General features: G+C 61.8%; 13 protein-coding genes, 1 pseudogene and 1 riboswitch. Of the genes and pseudogenes, 8 read left to right on the top strand and 6 right to left on the bottom strand.

Translation table 11 applies throughout. The features are described 5' to 3' along the window. Nucleotides 1–183: 183 nt before the first annotated feature. The 3 genes from PQQ52_RS12650 to lhpH all read left to right on the top strand — a co-directional run bounded on the left by PQQ52_RS12650 (nt 184) and on the right by lhpH (nt 3,954). Nucleotides 184–2,055, top strand: coding sequence for a cytochrome c biogenesis protein DipZ (locus PQQ52_RS12650; RefSeq protein WP_408211216.1), 1,872 nt, complete (start codon nt 184–186; stop codon nt 2,053–2,055). Nucleotides 2,056–2,103: 48 nt separating this feature from the next. After that, entirely contained in the window at nt 2,104–2,841 is a 738-nt protein-coding gene (gene msrA / locus PQQ52_RS12655) for a peptide-methionine (S)-S-oxide reductase MsrA (RefSeq protein ID WP_408211218.1), read from the top strand. Nucleotides 2,842–2,946: 105 nt separating this feature from the next. After that, on the top strand, nt 2,947–3,954 hold the full coding sequence (gene lhpH / locus PQQ52_RS12660; protein ID WP_408211220.1) for a trans-3-hydroxy-L-proline dehydratase: 1,008 nt from the start codon (nt 2,947–2,949) through the stop codon (nt 3,952–3,954). A 452-nt stretch (nt 3,955–4,406) separates the two neighbouring features. On the opposite strand, the gene PQQ52_RS12665 is transcribed toward lhpH, so the two are convergent. Then, the gene (locus PQQ52_RS12665; RefSeq protein WP_408211223.1) at nt 4,407–5,972 is read right to left on the bottom strand and encodes a tannase/feruloyl esterase family alpha/beta hydrolase; all 1,566 of its coding nucleotides are present in this window, start codon (nt 5,970–5,972) and stop codon (nt 4,407–4,409) included. Nucleotides 5,973–6,264: 292 nt separating this feature from the next. Then, a pseudogene (locus tag PQQ52_RS12670) lies at nt 6,265–6,762 on the bottom strand (NAD(P)-dependent oxidoreductase); the annotation flags it as partial. Nucleotides 6,763–7,157: 395 nt separating this feature from the next. Here PQQ52_RS12670 and PQQ52_RS12675 point away from each other — a divergent pair. Next, a complete protein-coding gene (locus PQQ52_RS12675; protein WP_408211226.1) occupies nt 7,158–8,120 on the top strand; it encodes an alpha/beta fold hydrolase in 963 nt (320 codons plus the stop codon). A 166-nt stretch (nt 8,121–8,286) separates the two neighbouring features. Here the strand turns inward: PQQ52_RS12675 and crcB are convergent, their stop codons facing one another. Together crcB and PQQ52_RS12685 are read right to left on the bottom strand one after the other, a co-directional pair. After that, on the bottom strand, nt 8,287–8,667 hold the full coding sequence (gene crcB, locus PQQ52_RS12680) for a fluoride efflux transporter CrcB (RefSeq protein ID WP_408211228.1): 381 nt from the start codon (nt 8,665–8,667) through the stop codon (nt 8,287–8,289). Nucleotides 8,668–8,743: 76 nt separating this feature from the next. Continuing rightward, nucleotides 8,744–8,805: riboswitch (Fluoride riboswitch) on the bottom strand. Nucleotides 8,806–8,913: 108 nt separating this feature from the next. Beyond that, complete coding sequence (locus PQQ52_RS12685) at nt 8,914–10,116, bottom strand: ammonium transporter (RefSeq protein ID WP_408211230.1); 1,203 nt, start codon at nt 10,114–10,116, stop codon at nt 8,914–8,916. 410 nt (nt 10,117–10,526) lie between these two features. Here PQQ52_RS12685 and PQQ52_RS12690 point away from each other — a divergent pair, with 410 nt between their 5' ends. Then, nucleotides 10,527–12,287 (top strand): sensor histidine kinase, encoded by a 1,761-nt coding sequence (locus PQQ52_RS12690; protein WP_408211232.1) that lies wholly within the window; start codon nt 10,527–10,529, stop codon nt 12,285–12,287. Here the strand turns inward: PQQ52_RS12690 and PQQ52_RS12695 are convergent. Both PQQ52_RS12695 and PQQ52_RS12700 read right to left on the bottom strand, forming a co-directional pair. Beyond that, complete coding sequence (locus PQQ52_RS12695) at nt 12,274–12,600, bottom strand: hypothetical protein (protein WP_408211235.1); 327 nt, start codon at nt 12,598–12,600, stop codon at nt 12,274–12,276. The genes PQQ52_RS12690 and PQQ52_RS12695 overlap by 14 nt on opposite strands. Before the next feature lie 129 nt (nt 12,601–12,729). Beyond that, nucleotides 12,730–13,311: a DJ-1/PfpI family protein gene (locus PQQ52_RS12700; RefSeq protein ID WP_408211237.1), complete on the bottom strand. Its 582-nt coding sequence runs from the start codon at nt 13,309–13,311 to the stop codon at nt 12,730–12,732. An 87-nt stretch (nt 13,312–13,398) separates the two neighbouring features. Here PQQ52_RS12700 and PQQ52_RS12705 point away from each other — a divergent pair, with 87 nt between their 5' ends. The 3 genes from PQQ52_RS12705 to PQQ52_RS12715 all read left to right on the top strand — a co-directional run bounded on the left by PQQ52_RS12705 (nt 13,399) and on the right by PQQ52_RS12715 (nt 14,683). After that, nucleotides 13,399–13,563 (top strand): hypothetical protein, encoded by a 165-nt coding sequence (locus tag PQQ52_RS12705; RefSeq protein WP_408211240.1) that lies wholly within the window; start codon nt 13,399–13,401, stop codon nt 13,561–13,563. A gap of 67 nt (nt 13,564–13,630) precedes the next feature. Further along, the gene (locus tag PQQ52_RS12710; protein WP_408211242.1) at nt 13,631–14,104 is read left to right on the top strand and encodes a BCAL1086 family glycoprotein; all 474 of its coding nucleotides are present in this window, start codon (nt 13,631–13,633) and stop codon (nt 14,102–14,104) included. 123 nt (nt 14,105–14,227) lie between these two features. Continuing rightward, the gene (locus PQQ52_RS12715) at nt 14,228–14,683 is read left to right on the top strand and encodes an Rrf2 family transcriptional regulator (protein WP_408211244.1); all 456 of its coding nucleotides are present in this window, start codon (nt 14,228–14,230) and stop codon (nt 14,681–14,683) included. Nucleotides 14,684–14,793 lie beyond the last annotated feature (110 nt).

The raw sequence follows: 14,793 nt of genomic DNA on the forward strand, positions 1-14,793 counted from the left end.
GCGTGGTTCAGAACGGAGGAAGAAACGCGCTCCGGTAAAAAGCGGGCCGTTGCGCCATTGTGCAGAATTTTCGGGCAGCGAGTTATCACATTTAATTTAACTTTCCGTGAGGACTTCGACATCCTCCGCGCTTTAGGATGGGGCCACTTTCCGCAGAGTCCTGCACCCACGTCTGGAACCGACATGCTACTTATCGTTCTTGCCTATCTTGGCGGCGCCCTTACGATTCTCAGTCCATGCATCCTGCCGGTGCTGCCGTTCGTTTTCGCGCGCGCCGATCAGCCGTTCGTGCGCAGCGGGCTGCCTTTGCTCGCCGGCATGGCCCTCACGTTCGCGATCGTCGCGACCCTTGCAGCCGTCGGCGGCGGCTGGGTCACCCAGGCCAACCAGTATGGCCGTTGGCTCGCGATCGCATTGCTGGCGGTCTTTGGATTGACGCTGCTGCTGCCGCGTTTTGCCGATCATCTGATGCGACCGCTGGTGAGCGCCGGCAATCGCCTGTCGAACTTCGCCCAGAGCGACGGTCAGCAGGTTCGCCCGGGCTCGTCATTTCTGTTGGGCATCGCGACCGGCCTCCTGTGGGCGCCGTGCGCCGGTCCGATTCTCGGTTTGGTGCTGACCGGTGCGGCACTGCGGGGCGCCAGCGTCGGCACTACGCTGTTGCTGGCGGCCTATGCGGCCGGTGCCGCGACTTCGCTTGCGGTGGCGCTGCTGATCGGCGGGCGCGTGTTCACGGCGATGAAACGCTCGCTGGGTGCAGGGGAATGGATCCGCCGCGGGATCGGGGCGGCGATGCTATGCGGCGTGGTGGCGATTGCGCTTGGCCTCGACACGGGTGTGCTGACACGCATCTCGACTATCGCCACCGGAGGCATCGAACAGAAACTGGTGGACACGCTTTCGCCCGGTGCGACGCCGGCTAATGGAGGGGCAGCAGCTAACGCAGCCAATGCGGCGTCTAATGCGCCGGCTGATGCAGCGAACAATGATGCTGTGATGACGGCCAATCCCGCCGCCGATGCAAGCTCCGGTGCGATGATGCGCGCCGCCCAGGGCATGCCGGGCGGCGCGGCACCGTTGCCGGTCGAAGGTGTATTGCCGACGCTGGATGGTGCTGTCCAATGGCTGAATTCACCGCCGCTGACGGTTCAGGGTCTGCGCGGCAAAGTCGTGCTGATCGACTTCTGGACGTACTCGTGCATCAACTGCCTGCGTTCGCTGCCGTACGTCAAGGCGTGGGCGCAGAAATATAAGGACCAAGGCCTGGTGGTGATTGGCGTGCACGCACCGGAATTCGCGTTCGAACGCAATATCGACAACGTGAAGAAGGCGACTCACGATCTCGGCGTCGACTATCCCGTCGCTATCGACAACAACTACGCGATCTGGCGCGCGCTGAACAATCAGTACTGGCCGGCGCACTATTTCGTCGATGCGAAAGGGCAGATTCGCTATCACCATTTTGGCGAAGGCGACTATGCGGAATCGGAAAAGGTGATTCAGCAACTGCTGGCGGAAGCGGGTCATGCAGGCGTGTCGAAGGTCGCGCTGGGCATCACGAGTGCCAGCGCACAAGGTGTACAGGCCGCGGCCGACAACGCCGATATGCAGTCGCCGGAAACCTATGTCGGTTATCAGCGCGCGGAGAATTTCGCGTCGCCGGGCGGTGAAGCGCAGGACAAGGTGCACACCTATTCGGCGCCGTCGCAACCCGCCGTCAACGATTGGGGATTGGCCGGCGCATGGAAGGTCGGCGCCGAACATGCGACGCTCGCGGCCGCGTCCGGGCGCATCGTCTATCGCTTTCATGCTCGCGATCTGCACCTCGTGCTGGGTCCGGGCAAGGACGGCAAGCCGGTTCGCTTTCGCGTGAGTGTCGATGGCGCCGCACCGGGCGCTGCACACGGTACCGACGTTGCCGCCGACGGTAGCGGCACCGTGACCGAACAGCGTCTTTACCAGCTCGTGCGGCAAACCGGCGATGTCGCGGATCACACGTTCTCGATCGAGTTTCTGGATCCCGGCGTGCAAGCGTATGCCTTTACGTTCGGCTAATCCAAGCCGGGCGGCGTGAAACAACCCACTCTTTGAAGGACCGATGTCATGCACACGACTTCTACCCGTCAGGCTCCCCGAAGCAAGCGTTCGGCCTTTGCCAGACTTGCCGGTTGCGTCGCCATTGCGGCGAGTGTTTTCGCCGCGCAGCGCATCGCGAATTCGGCTGAAGCAGCGATCAGGATTCCACCGCCAGCCCAGGATGAAAAAGCTGGCGCGACGCATAGCGAAACGGCTGTGTTCGCAGGTGGTTGCTTCTGGGGTGTTCAGGGCGTATTCGAACACGTGCGCGGCGTGAAGCAGGTTGCTTCGGGCTACACGGGAGGTGCGGCCGGCACCGCGCAATACGAAACCGTCAGCGAAGGCGACACGGGACACGCGGAGTCGGTGCAGATTACCTACGACCCGACTCAGATCACCTACGGACGGTTGTTGCAGATTTTCTTCTCGGTCGCGCACGATCCCACCGAGCTGAACTATCAGGGACCCGACCACGGGACGCAATACCGTTCAGCGGTTTTTCCGGCCAACCCTCAGCAGCGTGTCGTTGCGCAGTCGTATATCGCGCAACTTGACAAGGCGCACGTATTTTCAGGGCCTATCGTTACTCGCGTGGAGAACTTCAAGGGATTCTATCCGGCGGAAAACTACCACCAGAATTTCCTCGCTCTCCATCCCGACTCCCCGTACATCGCGATTAACGATCTGCCGAAGGTGAGCGAACTGAAGCGGATGTTCCCCGATCTGTATCGCAACGATCCGGTGTTGCTGAAAGTGAGTGCGTAGTGTCTCGCACGAAAGAGGGGGCAACTGCTCGTGCCCGTTGCAGCATAACGCACGCCGCAAGGCGTCCATAATGACGCGCAGACATCATCCGGAGGAGACAGGAATATGCAGGTCAGTCGCACAATCAGTACCGTCGAGGTGCATACCGGCGGGGAGCCGTTCCGGATCGTCACGTCGGGCCTTCCGCGCCTGCAAGGCAACTCGATCGTGGAGCGCCGTGCCTGGGTACGCGAACATGCGGACAATATTCGTCAGGCCCTGATGTTCGAACCCCGCGGACACGCGGACATGTACGGGGGATATCTCACGCCGCCCGTTTCACCCACGGCTGATTTCGGTGTCATCTTCCTGCACAACGAAGGATATAGCGACCACTGCGGACATGGCGTGATCGCCCTGGCAACGGCCGCGGTGGAACTCGGCTGGGTGCAGCGCGAATCGCCCGAGACGCGTGTCGGCATTGACGCACCGTGTGGTTTTATCGAAGCATTCGTCAAGTGGGACGGCATGCACGCCAACGGGGTGCGATTCATTAACGTGCCCTCGTTCATTTACCGGCGCGACGTGAGCGTCGAGACGCCGACCTATGGGACGGTGACCGGCGACATTGCATTCGGCGGGGCGTTCTATTTCTACACAGACAGCGCGCCGCATGGCCTCACTATTCGTGAGTCGTCGGTCGATGCGCTCAAACAGTTCGGTGCGGAAGTCAAGATTGCCGCCAATCAGGCGTTTCCGCTCGTGCACCCGGAGATTCCGGAAATCAACCATATCTACGGCACGATCATTCACGGCGCGCCAAGATTTCCCGAATCGACTCAGGCGAACTGTTGCATTTTCGCGGACCGGGAGGTGGACCGTTCTCCGACGGGGTCAGGCACTGCAGGCCGTGTGGCGCAACTGTATCTGCGTGGAGAGATCGGTCGGGACGACGTACTCGTGAATGAGTCGGTGATTGGCACCGTGTTTCGCGCACGTGTCGTAGCTGAGACGCAACTCGGTGTGTTCCGGGCCGTGATTCCCGAGATCGAAGGTTCAGCCCATGTGTGCGGATTCGCCAACTGGATCATCGACGAGCGCGATCCACTCAAGTATGGATTCCTGGTACGTTGAGCGGAGCGCGCACGCCGTGCATCGTCGCAGATGATCGGCGCACATCCAGACATTCTGCGTGCCCTGACGGAATCCAACTACGTCCAGCAGGCAGCGTACGGGGACGACTCGTACTCTATCGAGGCAACGCAGTTTCAGGAATTATTCGGCATTTCCGCTTTGAAGGAACACTTTGCTTTCTACGTTTGGAGAAAGGCGGATAACGATCATTCTGTGATTCGCCTCGTCACGTCCTGGGCCAGCGGGGAACATCAGGTTGACGCTTTTTTGGCTCGGCTCGCCCAGTCTTGAAACCAAAGTACATGCAGCGCGGCCCGCATGGCGGATATTTTGGCGCAAGTAGTGATGTGCCCAGACCTCAGCGCACGCCGCTTTGGCAAGCGGAAACGACCCATGCGTTGGACGCGTGACACGTGTAGTCCGCTCTCGTCCGCACCACGAGTCGTCCGCTTTTAACTGCTTGCGCAGCTATAGCTGGCTGCCTGATTGATGTCTCCCGCGTTGTAGTGCGGCACGGTCGGATACGGGCAATCAGGCAGTGTTGCTGTCACATTGCCGTTCGTGTCAAGTTTGGTCATAGTTAGTTGACCCGGTGCGACACCTTGCTCGACCCAGGCGATCATCGGACCAATGTAGTCGAACTGATCTGGTCCATTGCCACCTTCGACATGACCCACACCGGCCTCGCGGTAGAACCGCGCGTTACTGGCCGCCGACCCCGCGAGTTGCGTCATTGTCAGCCAGTTGCGGATATGGTCACGAGCCGACAGCAGCGGATCGGCGCCGCCGTGGAACGAGATCAGCTTTTTGCCCGAAGCCAGATACTGGGCGATAGCCTGAAGGCTGTGATCGGCTCCCGCGCTTTGCAAACCTGCGGCGATCACCGGATAGGCGCTATCGACGTTGAAGGTGGCCTGCAAACTGCCTGCGGCAGTGGCCGGTAAGAGCCAATTGCCATCACCTGTCGCGATGCCGGCGAATCCACCGCCCAGCGTTGCATACGCACCGACACCGAGCGAGCTGCCGAAGTCGGCCCAGTAGTAACCGGAATAGAGCAACGTTCCGCCACCGGTATCCAGTGCACCGATTTCTTGCCGGACCGTCTGCAATTGAGCCGGTGTGAGGCAGGTCGCTGCGGGCGCGCCTGCGGTTCCACATTGAAGTGAAGCGGGATCGTAGGTGCACGCGTCCGGGTTCAGTATCACGCCGTTTGCGTTCCCGCATTGTTGCAGCGCTGCCTGATAGGCCGCCGTCCATTGCGCGCTGCTGGGCATGGCGGGCGTTCCGACCTTGGAGGCCATGTTCAGCCATGCCATGGTTTGCGTTGCCATATTCATTGTTTCGGAGCCGGCGATGATGCCGTCGTAATCGCCGGGCCAATCCTGCGCGACGAGGTAAGCGTTGCGGCCGCCGTTCGATGCGCCTTCGAAGTAGGTGTACTTGGGTGCCTGACCGTAGAAGGCGCTAATCACCGCTTTGGCAAAATGTACGGTGGTGCCGAGCGCGGCGTACGAGTAGTCCTGTTTTTGGGTCGCATTGGTGATGAAATCGGCAGGGTTGCCGTCCCGGTTACCACCGTTTGAAGCCGTGAACGCCATGCCGCGTTGCAACGGTTTGGTGAGCGGGTAGGTCAGGTTGACAGATTCGATGGTTGGAATGGATCCGTCGAAACCGCCCCCGCCCTGGTGGAATAACCGGTTCGCATAGTTGTCCGGAAGATCGACCTCGATGTCGAGCGTCGTGCCATGGGCGCCGGTCGCGCTAACTTTGCAGTAGGCGGGCACATCGCCGCTCGCTTCGGTGCGCTTCGTGGCCGTAATCTGGATCCCACCGATGGTTTGGCCGTTGAGCGTGGTGCATTTGGACGCATTGGTCTGAGCGACTGTGGGGGGTGTCACGTCACCACTTCCGCATGCAGCGACAAATACGCTGCAAAGACTGGCGATACCCCAGACCAGACACGACTGGGTGATCCGCCTGTGCGCGCCGTCCGAGCCTCTGACATTCTGATTTGCCATTCATATCTCCTGGTTGAGGACAACAATTTTTGTTTTTATTAATTAACCGACCGGTCGGTTTTGTAAGTGAGGTGCAGCATAAGTTGTCGGAAATCGCTCGGATAGCGACGTTAACCCTGACGAATCAACGCGGATTTGATTGGAGCGGCGCGCGGTGGGCGAGCGCTGGAAGTGCGTGGGGTACAAACGCACCCCACGACGTATTGCGTGCGAAAGTTGAAGTCGACAGAGGGAAGGGCTGGCCTGGGGGCAGGGACATGTCCAGGGTCATCGTCGCGATCGAGCAGCCGACCGGTGCCGGCTGAGGGAACCAGACGTCGCCCCCATAGCCGGCTAGCTGACCACTTTCCAGTGCTGCGGCGATGGCATCGCGGTCGCACAGCTTGCCGCGTGCCGTATTGATCAGATAAGCACCACGCTTGAAATTCGCCAGCGTCTTCGCGTTGATCATGTGCTCGGTCTCGGGGTGCAGCGGGCAGTTCAGCGTCACGACGTCGCACACTTTGGTCAGGCTCTCGAGACTGGTGTGGTGGATGAGGTTGAGTTCCTTCTCAACCGACTCCGGCAGGCGATGGCGATCCAGATAGTGCAGCTTCACGTCGAAGGGCTTGAGCAGCCGCAGTACGCGCAAGCCGATACGGCCGGCGGCGACGGTGCCGACGTTCATCGCCTCAAGGTCATAGGAGCGTTCGACGCAATCGGCGATGTTCCAGCCGCCCCTGATAACCCAGTCGTACGACGGGAGATAGTTGCGCACCAGGGCAAGCGTTGTCATTACGACGTGCTGGTTCGGGTGTCGAGCACGCTTAACAGGCTGTGCGGCAGGATGCTGTATAGGCCAGCATGCTGGACGTTCGAATACAGTGCGAGCAAGGAATCCGTTTCGAGCTCGCCAGCGTAACCAGATAATGAAGTTGACGGATGAACATCGCGCTCCCGGGTACCGGCAGATGCCATTTGCACATGCCGGCCTCGTTATGTCACATGGAATATAACGAACTCGCCACGCACTGTGCTCGGTCATGTGATCATGACCGCGTGCCACACGCCCAGGCATTAGCGCAGTCAGGTGTCGGGCGAAAAAACTACGATGCCGACCAGGATTGAATCAGGGTTTTCAGCCACATACCGGCGCATGCGCAGAATGCTACGCTGCGCCGAGAAAATCAGCAGGTGGGTTTGCAAATGATGCGAATCGAGACAGGGGATTTTTCCACCAACCGGATCGAGCTGCGAGCCGACATTGCCGGCAGCGGTATGCCGGTCCTGCTCTGCCACGGATTCCCCGAATCGCGGCATTCCTGGTGCCATCAGGTGTCGGCGCTCGCCGAAGCGGGATACCGTGTGATCGCGCCTGATATGCGGGGATATGGCGGCAGTAGCGCCCCGGAAACGATCGAGGATTTTACGATCCTGCATCTGGTGGGCGACATGGTCGGGTTGCTCGATACGCTTGGGCATCCGAAAGCAGTGATCGTCGGTCATGATTGGGGCGCGGTCGTCGCCTGGACGGCAGCCATGTTGCGGCCTGACCGGTTTATCGGCGTCGCTGGACTTTCGGTTCCGTTCATCCCCCGCACGTCTTCTCCGCCGCTCGCGACCCTGCGCCGCCTCGGGCGGGAGCACTTCTACTGGCTCTGGTTCGAACCGCGGGGGCGCGCCGAGGCGGAGCTTGACGCTGATCCGGCGGAAAGCCTTCGCCGCATTTATTGGGGCCTCTCTGGCGGCGCGCCCGATCCGCTCTGGAACGGTATGGTCGCCGGGAGCGGATTTCTTGCTACCTTCCCAGCGCCCGCCGGCCTGCCGGATTGGCTGACGCCGGAAGACCTTAGCCTGCAAACAGCGGCTTTCGCCCGTGGCTTTCGTGCGCCGCTCGACTGGTATCGCAATCTTGACCGGAACTGGGGATTGCTCGGCGCCTTTGCCGGCGCACGCATCACACAACCGGCGATGTTTCTCGCGGGCGCGCGGGACCCCGTGTTGAATTGGCGACGCGATGCCTATGGGGCCCATTCGGAGAACTTGCCAGGCCTTGTCTCCAGCACACTGCTCCCTGGCATCGGTCATTGGATACAGCAGGAGGCGCCGCAAGCGGTGACGGCGGCGCTCCTCGACTTCCTGCGGACATTCAAAGCATCGGACTACTAGCCAATGGGCTCGCCCTAAGGAGGCGTGTTTGCAAACGGGGCGCCCAGTTCCATTGAGTGCCAACTGCGCATGACCTGCCGATCGCGCCTGACAGATGTATGGCTGCGGCGGCCTGAACGTTGCCGATCAGTTGGGCATCGCCTGACGCATCTGGATGCCCCGGTTTTCAGCGCGCCAGCAACGAAACGGTTGCGATGCCCAGGATGGTCATCAGGAGCGAGGCGCCCACATGAATGACGATCTCGCCTGCCGCCCAGCCGAGCCGACCGTCCTGCAAGCGCTGCACGACTTCCGCTGAGAATGTCGAGAAAGTCGACAGGCCGCCCATCAAGCCCGTGATGATGAAGAGCCGCCATTCGGGCGCGATCTGCGGCGCTCGCGCGAATCCCGCGACCGCGACGCCGATGACATAGCCGGCGATCACATTGGCGGCGAACGTGCCAAGCGGCAAGCCGGCGAACAGGCCGTTCAGACGGATACCGAGGAACCAGCGGAGCAGCGAGCCGAGTGCGCCACCGATGCCGACGGCGAGAATGGACCAATACATGAAAATTGCCCTGGCGAAGCGAAAGGTCAACGAACCGGGCTGAGGGGACGCGCGATGCCGCGTCCGTCGTCATCCGGGCGAAGCAGGCATCATCAGCCACAAGGGCGGTTAAGGGAGAATGCCATCTCCAGCGCGCAAGTCTAGCATCGGCGGTCCCATTGGGGGACAGGTGGGCGCTGCATGCTCGGTGGGCAACCGGACGCGAAGCATCCGGCGCGCCGCTAGCGGTGTGTCTTGGGTAACGTGTCAGCCGACGCTTTCGCGTTCCGGCGTTGCCGAAATCTTGTGGATCGACAGGTCCGCGCCGTTGTACTCGTCCTCCTGATCGAGCCGCAAACCCACCGTCATGCGAATGGCCCCGTACACGAGCGTGCCGCCCAGCGTCGCCACTACGACCCCGCCCAGCGTGCCGACCAGTTGCGCGCCGAACGATACGCCGCCCAGGCCGCCGAGCGCATGCAGACCGAAGATGCCGGCCGCGATGCCACCCCATGCGCCGCACAGACCATGCAACGGCCATACGCCGAGCACGTCGTCGATGCGCCAGCGGTTCTGCACGCAGGTGAACATGGTGACGAACAGCACGCCCGCAATGCCGCCCGTTATGAGCGCGCCGAGCGGATGCATCACGTCGGAGCCGGCGCATACCGCGACCAGCCCGGCGAGCGGGCCGTTATACGTGAAGCCGGGATCGTTGCGACCCGCGAGCCATGCGGTCAGTGTGCCGCCGACCATTGCCATCAGTGAATTGACTGCCACGAGGCCGCTGATTTTGTCGATGGTCTGCGCGCTCATCACGTTAAAGCCGAACCAGCCGACCGCCAGTACCCATGCGCCCAGGGCGAGGAACGGAATATTCGACGGCGGGTGTGCGGCGATACCGCCGTCGCGGTGATAGCGGCCGTGGCGCGCGCCGAGCAGCAGCACGGCGGGCAACGCAACCCAGCCGCCGAACGCATGCACCACGACTGAACCGGCGAAGTCGTGAAACGGCACCCCGAATACCTGAGTGAGCCAGTTCTGAATGCCGAAGCGGCCGTTCCACACGATCCCTTCGAAGAACGGATAGATGAAACCGACCAGCACGAAAGTGGCGAACAGTTGCGGATTGAACTTCGAGCGCTCCGCGATACCGCCTGACACGATCGCGGGAATCGCCGCCGCAAAGGTCAACAGGAAGAAGAAACGCACCAGCGCATAGCCATTGTGCGCAGCCAGCGACTCGGCGCTGCCGAAGAACTGCACGCCATAGGCGATCGTGTAGCCGATGAAGAAATACGCGATCGTCGAGACCGAGAAGTCCACCAGAATCTTGACCAGGGCATTGACCTGATTCTTTTTGCGCACCGTACCCAGTTCGAGAAATGCAAACCCCGCGTGCATGGCCAGCACCATCGCGGCACCTAGCAAAAGGAAGAGGGTGTCGGTGCCGGTTTTCAGACTTTCCATCGATGTGTCCCGCTTATGCCAAAAAAGCGGGCATTGGATGCAAGAAGCGGGCCAAATTTGTGCCGGAAAGCGTCGATCAGGTGCAAACCCGCACCGGTATGGGTTCCATGTCGTTAGCAATCGACCGGGCGACGCGCCACGTTCTGCACCGTAAACAGTAGAGAAAGCACGATGTAGGTGCACATCAGGTCCATAACGGGCGTCATGATCCAAACATGGGCAATACATTCGATTTTATTTACGTTTAATTCAAAAGCCTGACGTTGTGTGCGCATTCGTTGCAAAGAGGGCTGAATCTGGCGGAAGAAGTCTGGTCCGTGGCGTGTCGTCTTTGTCTTCCTGCCCAAAGGCCGACATAATGTGCCGTCCCCGTGCACGATCTGCCGGCCACCGACCTCCAATGCGTACGCATGAGACTGACCACCAAAGGCCTGTTGCTGATCGCGATTCCGGCCTTCTTCGAACTGGCGCTGCTGTCCGGGCTGATCAAGGCGCAGTCCGACGCGACGCAAGCGGAGCAGTGGGCCATCCATAGCGAAGACGTGCTGCGCCAGACCACCGCGATTCTCGATCCGGTGCTGGGCGAATCCGTGGCGCTGCGCGGCGCCGTGCTCGCCAACGATACCCGCTTTACGACACCGGTTACCTTGTGGATGGACGTCGACCGTCGCATCGACCAGCTGGCCGAGCTGGTTGCCGATAACCCGGCGCAGGTCGAGCGCGTGGTGCAGGTGCGCCAGGCGGTGCAGGGATATCGCCAGTGGTCGGATCGCATTCAGGACATGCTGCATTCGGGGCGGCGACGCGATTTGCTCGATCGATTCCGCGAACTGGCCTCGGCCGACGTGCTCGATCGCTTCCGCCAGCAGGTCACGGCTTTCCAGGCGGAAGAGCGGCGCCTCGACACGTTGCGCTCGAACGCCGCCGAAGCGGCGCGTGAGCGGCAACAGATGCTGATCGTCGCGGCCGTGTTCGGCTCGTTGCTGTTCGTCGCGCTGGCTGTCTGGTTGTTCACGCGCGGCGTACGCGGCCGGCTCGCACTGCTGTCCGATAACGCCGGGCGCCTCGCGGGCAACGAGCCGCTGGCGCCGATCGGGCCGGGCCGCGACGAAATCGCCCGGCTCGATTTGACCTTGCATGAAACCAGCCGGCGCCTGCTCGAAGCCGAGCGCATCCAGGCGCGTTTCCAGTCCGATCTCGCGCGCCGTGCCGGTGAACTGGCGCGCATCAACGAGACCTTGCGGCAACAGACCCAGGAAAACGAAATGTTCATCTACAGCGTGTCGCACGACCTGCGTGCGCCGCTGGTGAATCTGCAAGGCTTCTCGAAAGAACTGATTCGCGCATGTGACGAACTGCGCGCGATGCTTCGCCGGTCGTCGCTCGCGGCAGAACCGCGGCAGCGCATCGAGCGGGTGGTGGACGAGGATATCGGCGAGGCGTTGCACTTCCTGCAGACGGCGGTACTGCGGGCATCGCACATCATCGACGCGCTGTTGCGGCTGTCGCGTGTCGGCCGGGTCGAGTACCGCCAGCAAAAGGTCGAAGTGGGCGATATCGTGCCGCGCGTGGTCGATGCAATGCAAGGGTCGATCCGGGCGCGCCGGGCGCACGTCATCGTGCACGACTTGCCGGCGGTGTGGGGCGATCCGACCGCACTCGAACAGGTATTCGCGAACCTGATCGGCAATGCGGTCAATTATCTGGACCCGGCCCGCGAAGGCCAGATTGAAATCGGTACGACGCCGGCGCCGCCGGGCGTCCATTCACTGCGGATTTTCTACGTGCGGGACAATGGCCTCGGCATCCCGGCCGTCGCGCTGCCACGGCTTTTCAACGCCTTTCAGCGTCTGCACGGCAATGTGGCGGCGGGTGAGGGCATTGGCCTTGCGCTCGTGCGGCGCGTGGTGGAGCGGCACGGCGGGCGCGTGTGGGCGGAGTCAAAAGAGGGGATGGGCACGACGTTTTATCTGTCGCTGCCCGAAGCCGGGGTGCGGACGGCGCAACTGGCTGTCGAAACGCATGTCACGTTAGCGGGGGGTGTTCACGCGGTTCGTGATGTGCGCGAAGTGCGCGCGGACCTCGCTGATCGTGATGGCCCTGGCCCTGGCCTTGGCGGCGGCGCGCAGGCGCAGGCCGCCAATGCCACGCCCCGTATCAGTACGCGGTAAAGAGCCGGCGCGGTTTGAGCAGTTTGCTGCCGCGAATCGACCAGTAGCAGCCGCAAACGATCAGGATCGCAACGCCCGTGAGCGCCTCGAGCGGCGCGGGGTGCAGGCCGGGCAAGCCGTCCAGCGCGAATAGTCCGCGCGCGATAATCAATAGCGCTGCCCACAGTGCGCACGCCGCTTGTACCAGCATGCGCGTGCCGGTCAGGCGTCGTGCGCGGTTTTCTCGCGACCAGTTGGCCGGTGTGCGCGCGCAGAAAAAAGCAATCGCCATCAAGGTGACGGCGAGAATGACGATCCAATCAGTCAGTTCCATCGAAAAAGGCTCCCAAGTCAACCGGCGACTATAGGAAAGCCTTCCGCTGCGAACTATCGGACTAGTCTCAAATGCGGGTGAGGGTTGGCGAGCGCGCGTTGCCGCGAGGGCAAGGCGCTCGCCTCTGGATCAGAGTTCGATCCGCGTGCCGAGCAGCACGAGGAATTGACGCAGCCACTCAGGATGCGCGGGCCATGCGGGGGCGGTGACGAAATTGGCGTCGGTGATCGCGGCGTCGACCGGAATGTCGGCGTACTCGCCGCCGGCCAGCTTGACTTCGGGCGCGCAGGCCGGGTAGGCCGAAATGCGCTTGCCACGAATCACGTCGGCGGCGGCCAGCAGTTGCGCGGCGTGGCAGATCGCGGCGATCGGCTTGCCCGCTTCGGCGAACTGCCGCACGAGTTCGATCACCTTGTGATTAAGTCGCAGATATTCCGGCGCGCGGCCGCCCGCGATTGCCAGCGCGTCGTATTGACGGGGATCGGCGTCTTCGAACGTTGCGTTGAGCGTGAATTGATGGCCAGGCTTTTCGGTATAGGTCTGGTCGCCTTCGAAATCATGGATTGCGGTCTTGATTTTGTCGCCGGCTTTCTTGTTCGGACAGACTGCGTCAACCACGTGGCCAATCGCCTGCAGTGCCTGAAACGGCACCATCGTTTCGTAATCCTCGGCGAAGTCGCCGGTCAGGAACAGAATCTTCTTTGCTGCCATCGCATGCCTCCAATTGATCAACGGAACACATCGAACGCTCAGGCAGTCTACTCCAACGCCTTTGACAGAACCGCGACGGAGTATGCGATGAAGCATTTCGAATGGCGCGCGCTGCACGCGGACGACACGGCGACGCTGGCGCAACGGTTTCGAGCCGCAGTGGGACAGCTTGCGGCTGCTGACTACGACGCCGCGGCGCGCGTCGCAGCTTCGAGTCCGCGGGCTTCCAGATGCTCGCCGCGCAGACCGTAACGCGCGACGGCGTATCATTGGCGCGTTTTCGTATGCGGAAGCCGCTCAACGCGGCTCACATTTAAATATGACTTTATCTATTCGTTCACCGTTGCTGCGCCGCGTCGCTGTTGTCGCCCTTGTGTTCGGCGGCCTGACGGCTTGTCAGAAGAACGATGCGTCGGCACAGGTCGCGGGCAAGCTTAACGATGCGGCGCAAGCCGCCGGCCAGAAGCTCGATCAGGCGGCCAGCTACGTCGGCCAGCAGGTCGATGCGACCAAGGCCGCCACCCAGCAGAACCTCGAATCGGCGTCCGCGCCGTCGATCACGATCGAGCCGGCTTCACTGGCATCGACCGCGCAAGCCAATCTGCAAGGTGCGGCGAGCGCGACGAACGCGCAACTCGGCAAGGCGGCGGCGCTGACCGGCCAGGGCCTCGAGACGGCGGGGCGCAAGTTGCAGGAGTGGTCGGCGCAAAGTTCGGCGTCGTCGGCGAGCGTTTCAGCTTCTTCGTCGACGTCGAGCGATTCCAGCGATGCGCAAAAGCAGATGGACAAATGAGATGGCGGGCTGCGCGCCGCGCCGTTTGACGTCCGGTTTGACAGCGAGATTGACAGCGAGATTGACAGCCGGATTAAATGTAATTACTATAGTTACACATTGTCGTCGCCAGGCAGGTTTGCTGTGAATACGAGTAGCCGGTTTGCGTTTGCGGTCCATGTGCTCGCGCTGCTGTCGTTGCAGAAGGGTGTGCCGCTTTCGTCGGAGATGATCGCGGGCAGCGTGAATACGAATCCCGCGTTGATCCGGCGTCTGTTGACCATGCTGGCGGAGGCGGGTCTCACTACCTCGCAACTCGGTGCGGGCGGCGGCGCGCTGCTTGCCAGGGCGCCTGAGGACATCAGCTTGTTTGAGGTGTATCGTGCAGTGGACGACGCACAATTATTCGCCATGCATCGCGAGGAGCCGAATCCGGCGTGCATGGTGGGGCGCAATATCCAGGTCGTGCTGCGCGGCATCATCGACGAAGCGCAGCAAGCCATGGAAGCATCGCTCGGCGCACGCACGCTGGCCGATGCCACTGCCGACGTGGTGCGCGCCGAACGGACGCGTGAAAGCAAACGGCGTTCGCATGCGTGACGTAGTCAGGAAGCAGTACAGAAGGGCGCGTGTGATGTAGTCGACGCGCGTGCTTGAGAATGGACGGGGGCCCAAGCCCCTCTTTTTTTCCCACTATATGTAATCAATGT

The organism is Paraburkholderia sediminicola, assembly GCF_046030555.1.
GTDB lineage: Bacteria > Pseudomonadota > Gammaproteobacteria > Burkholderiales > Burkholderiaceae > Paraburkholderia > Paraburkholderia sediminicola_E.

What these genes read in the sequence shown, in the direction of transcription:
- PQQ52_RS12650 (WP_408211216.1), top strand. Translation starts at nt 184, where the DNA reads ATGCTACTTATCGTTCTTGCCTATCTTGGCGGCGCCCTTACGATTCTC.
- msrA (WP_408211218.1), top strand. Translation starts at nt 2,104, where the DNA reads ATGCACACGACTTCTACCCGTCAGGCTCCCCGAAGCAAGCGTTCGGCC.
- lhpH (WP_408211220.1), top strand. Translation starts at nt 2,947, where the DNA reads ATGCAGGTCAGTCGCACAATCAGTACCGTCGAGGTGCATACCGGCGGG.
- PQQ52_RS12665 (WP_408211223.1), bottom strand. Translation starts at nt 5,972, where the DNA reads ATGGCAAATCAGAATGTCAGAGGCTCGGACGGCGCGCACAGGCGGATC.
- PQQ52_RS12675 (WP_408211226.1), top strand. Translation starts at nt 7,158, where the DNA reads ATGATGCGAATCGAGACAGGGGATTTTTCCACCAACCGGATCGAGCTG.
- crcB (WP_408211228.1), bottom strand. Translation starts at nt 8,667, where the DNA reads ATGTATTGGTCCATTCTCGCCGTCGGCATCGGTGGCGCACTCGGCTCG.
- PQQ52_RS12685 (WP_408211230.1), bottom strand. Translation starts at nt 10,116, where the DNA reads ATGGAAAGTCTGAAAACCGGCACCGACACCCTCTTCCTTTTGCTAGGT.
- PQQ52_RS12690 (WP_408211232.1), top strand. Translation starts at nt 10,527, where the DNA reads ATGAGACTGACCACCAAAGGCCTGTTGCTGATCGCGATTCCGGCCTTC.
- PQQ52_RS12695 (WP_408211235.1), bottom strand. Translation starts at nt 12,600, where the DNA reads ATGGAACTGACTGATTGGATCGTCATTCTCGCCGTCACCTTGATGGCG.
- PQQ52_RS12700 (WP_408211237.1), bottom strand. Translation starts at nt 13,311, where the DNA reads ATGGCAGCAAAGAAGATTCTGTTCCTGACCGGCGACTTCGCCGAGGAT.
- PQQ52_RS12705 (WP_408211240.1), top strand. Translation starts at nt 13,399, where the DNA reads ATGAAGCATTTCGAATGGCGCGCGCTGCACGCGGACGACACGGCGACG.
- PQQ52_RS12710 (WP_408211242.1), top strand. Translation starts at nt 13,631, where the DNA reads ATGACTTTATCTATTCGTTCACCGTTGCTGCGCCGCGTCGCTGTTGTC.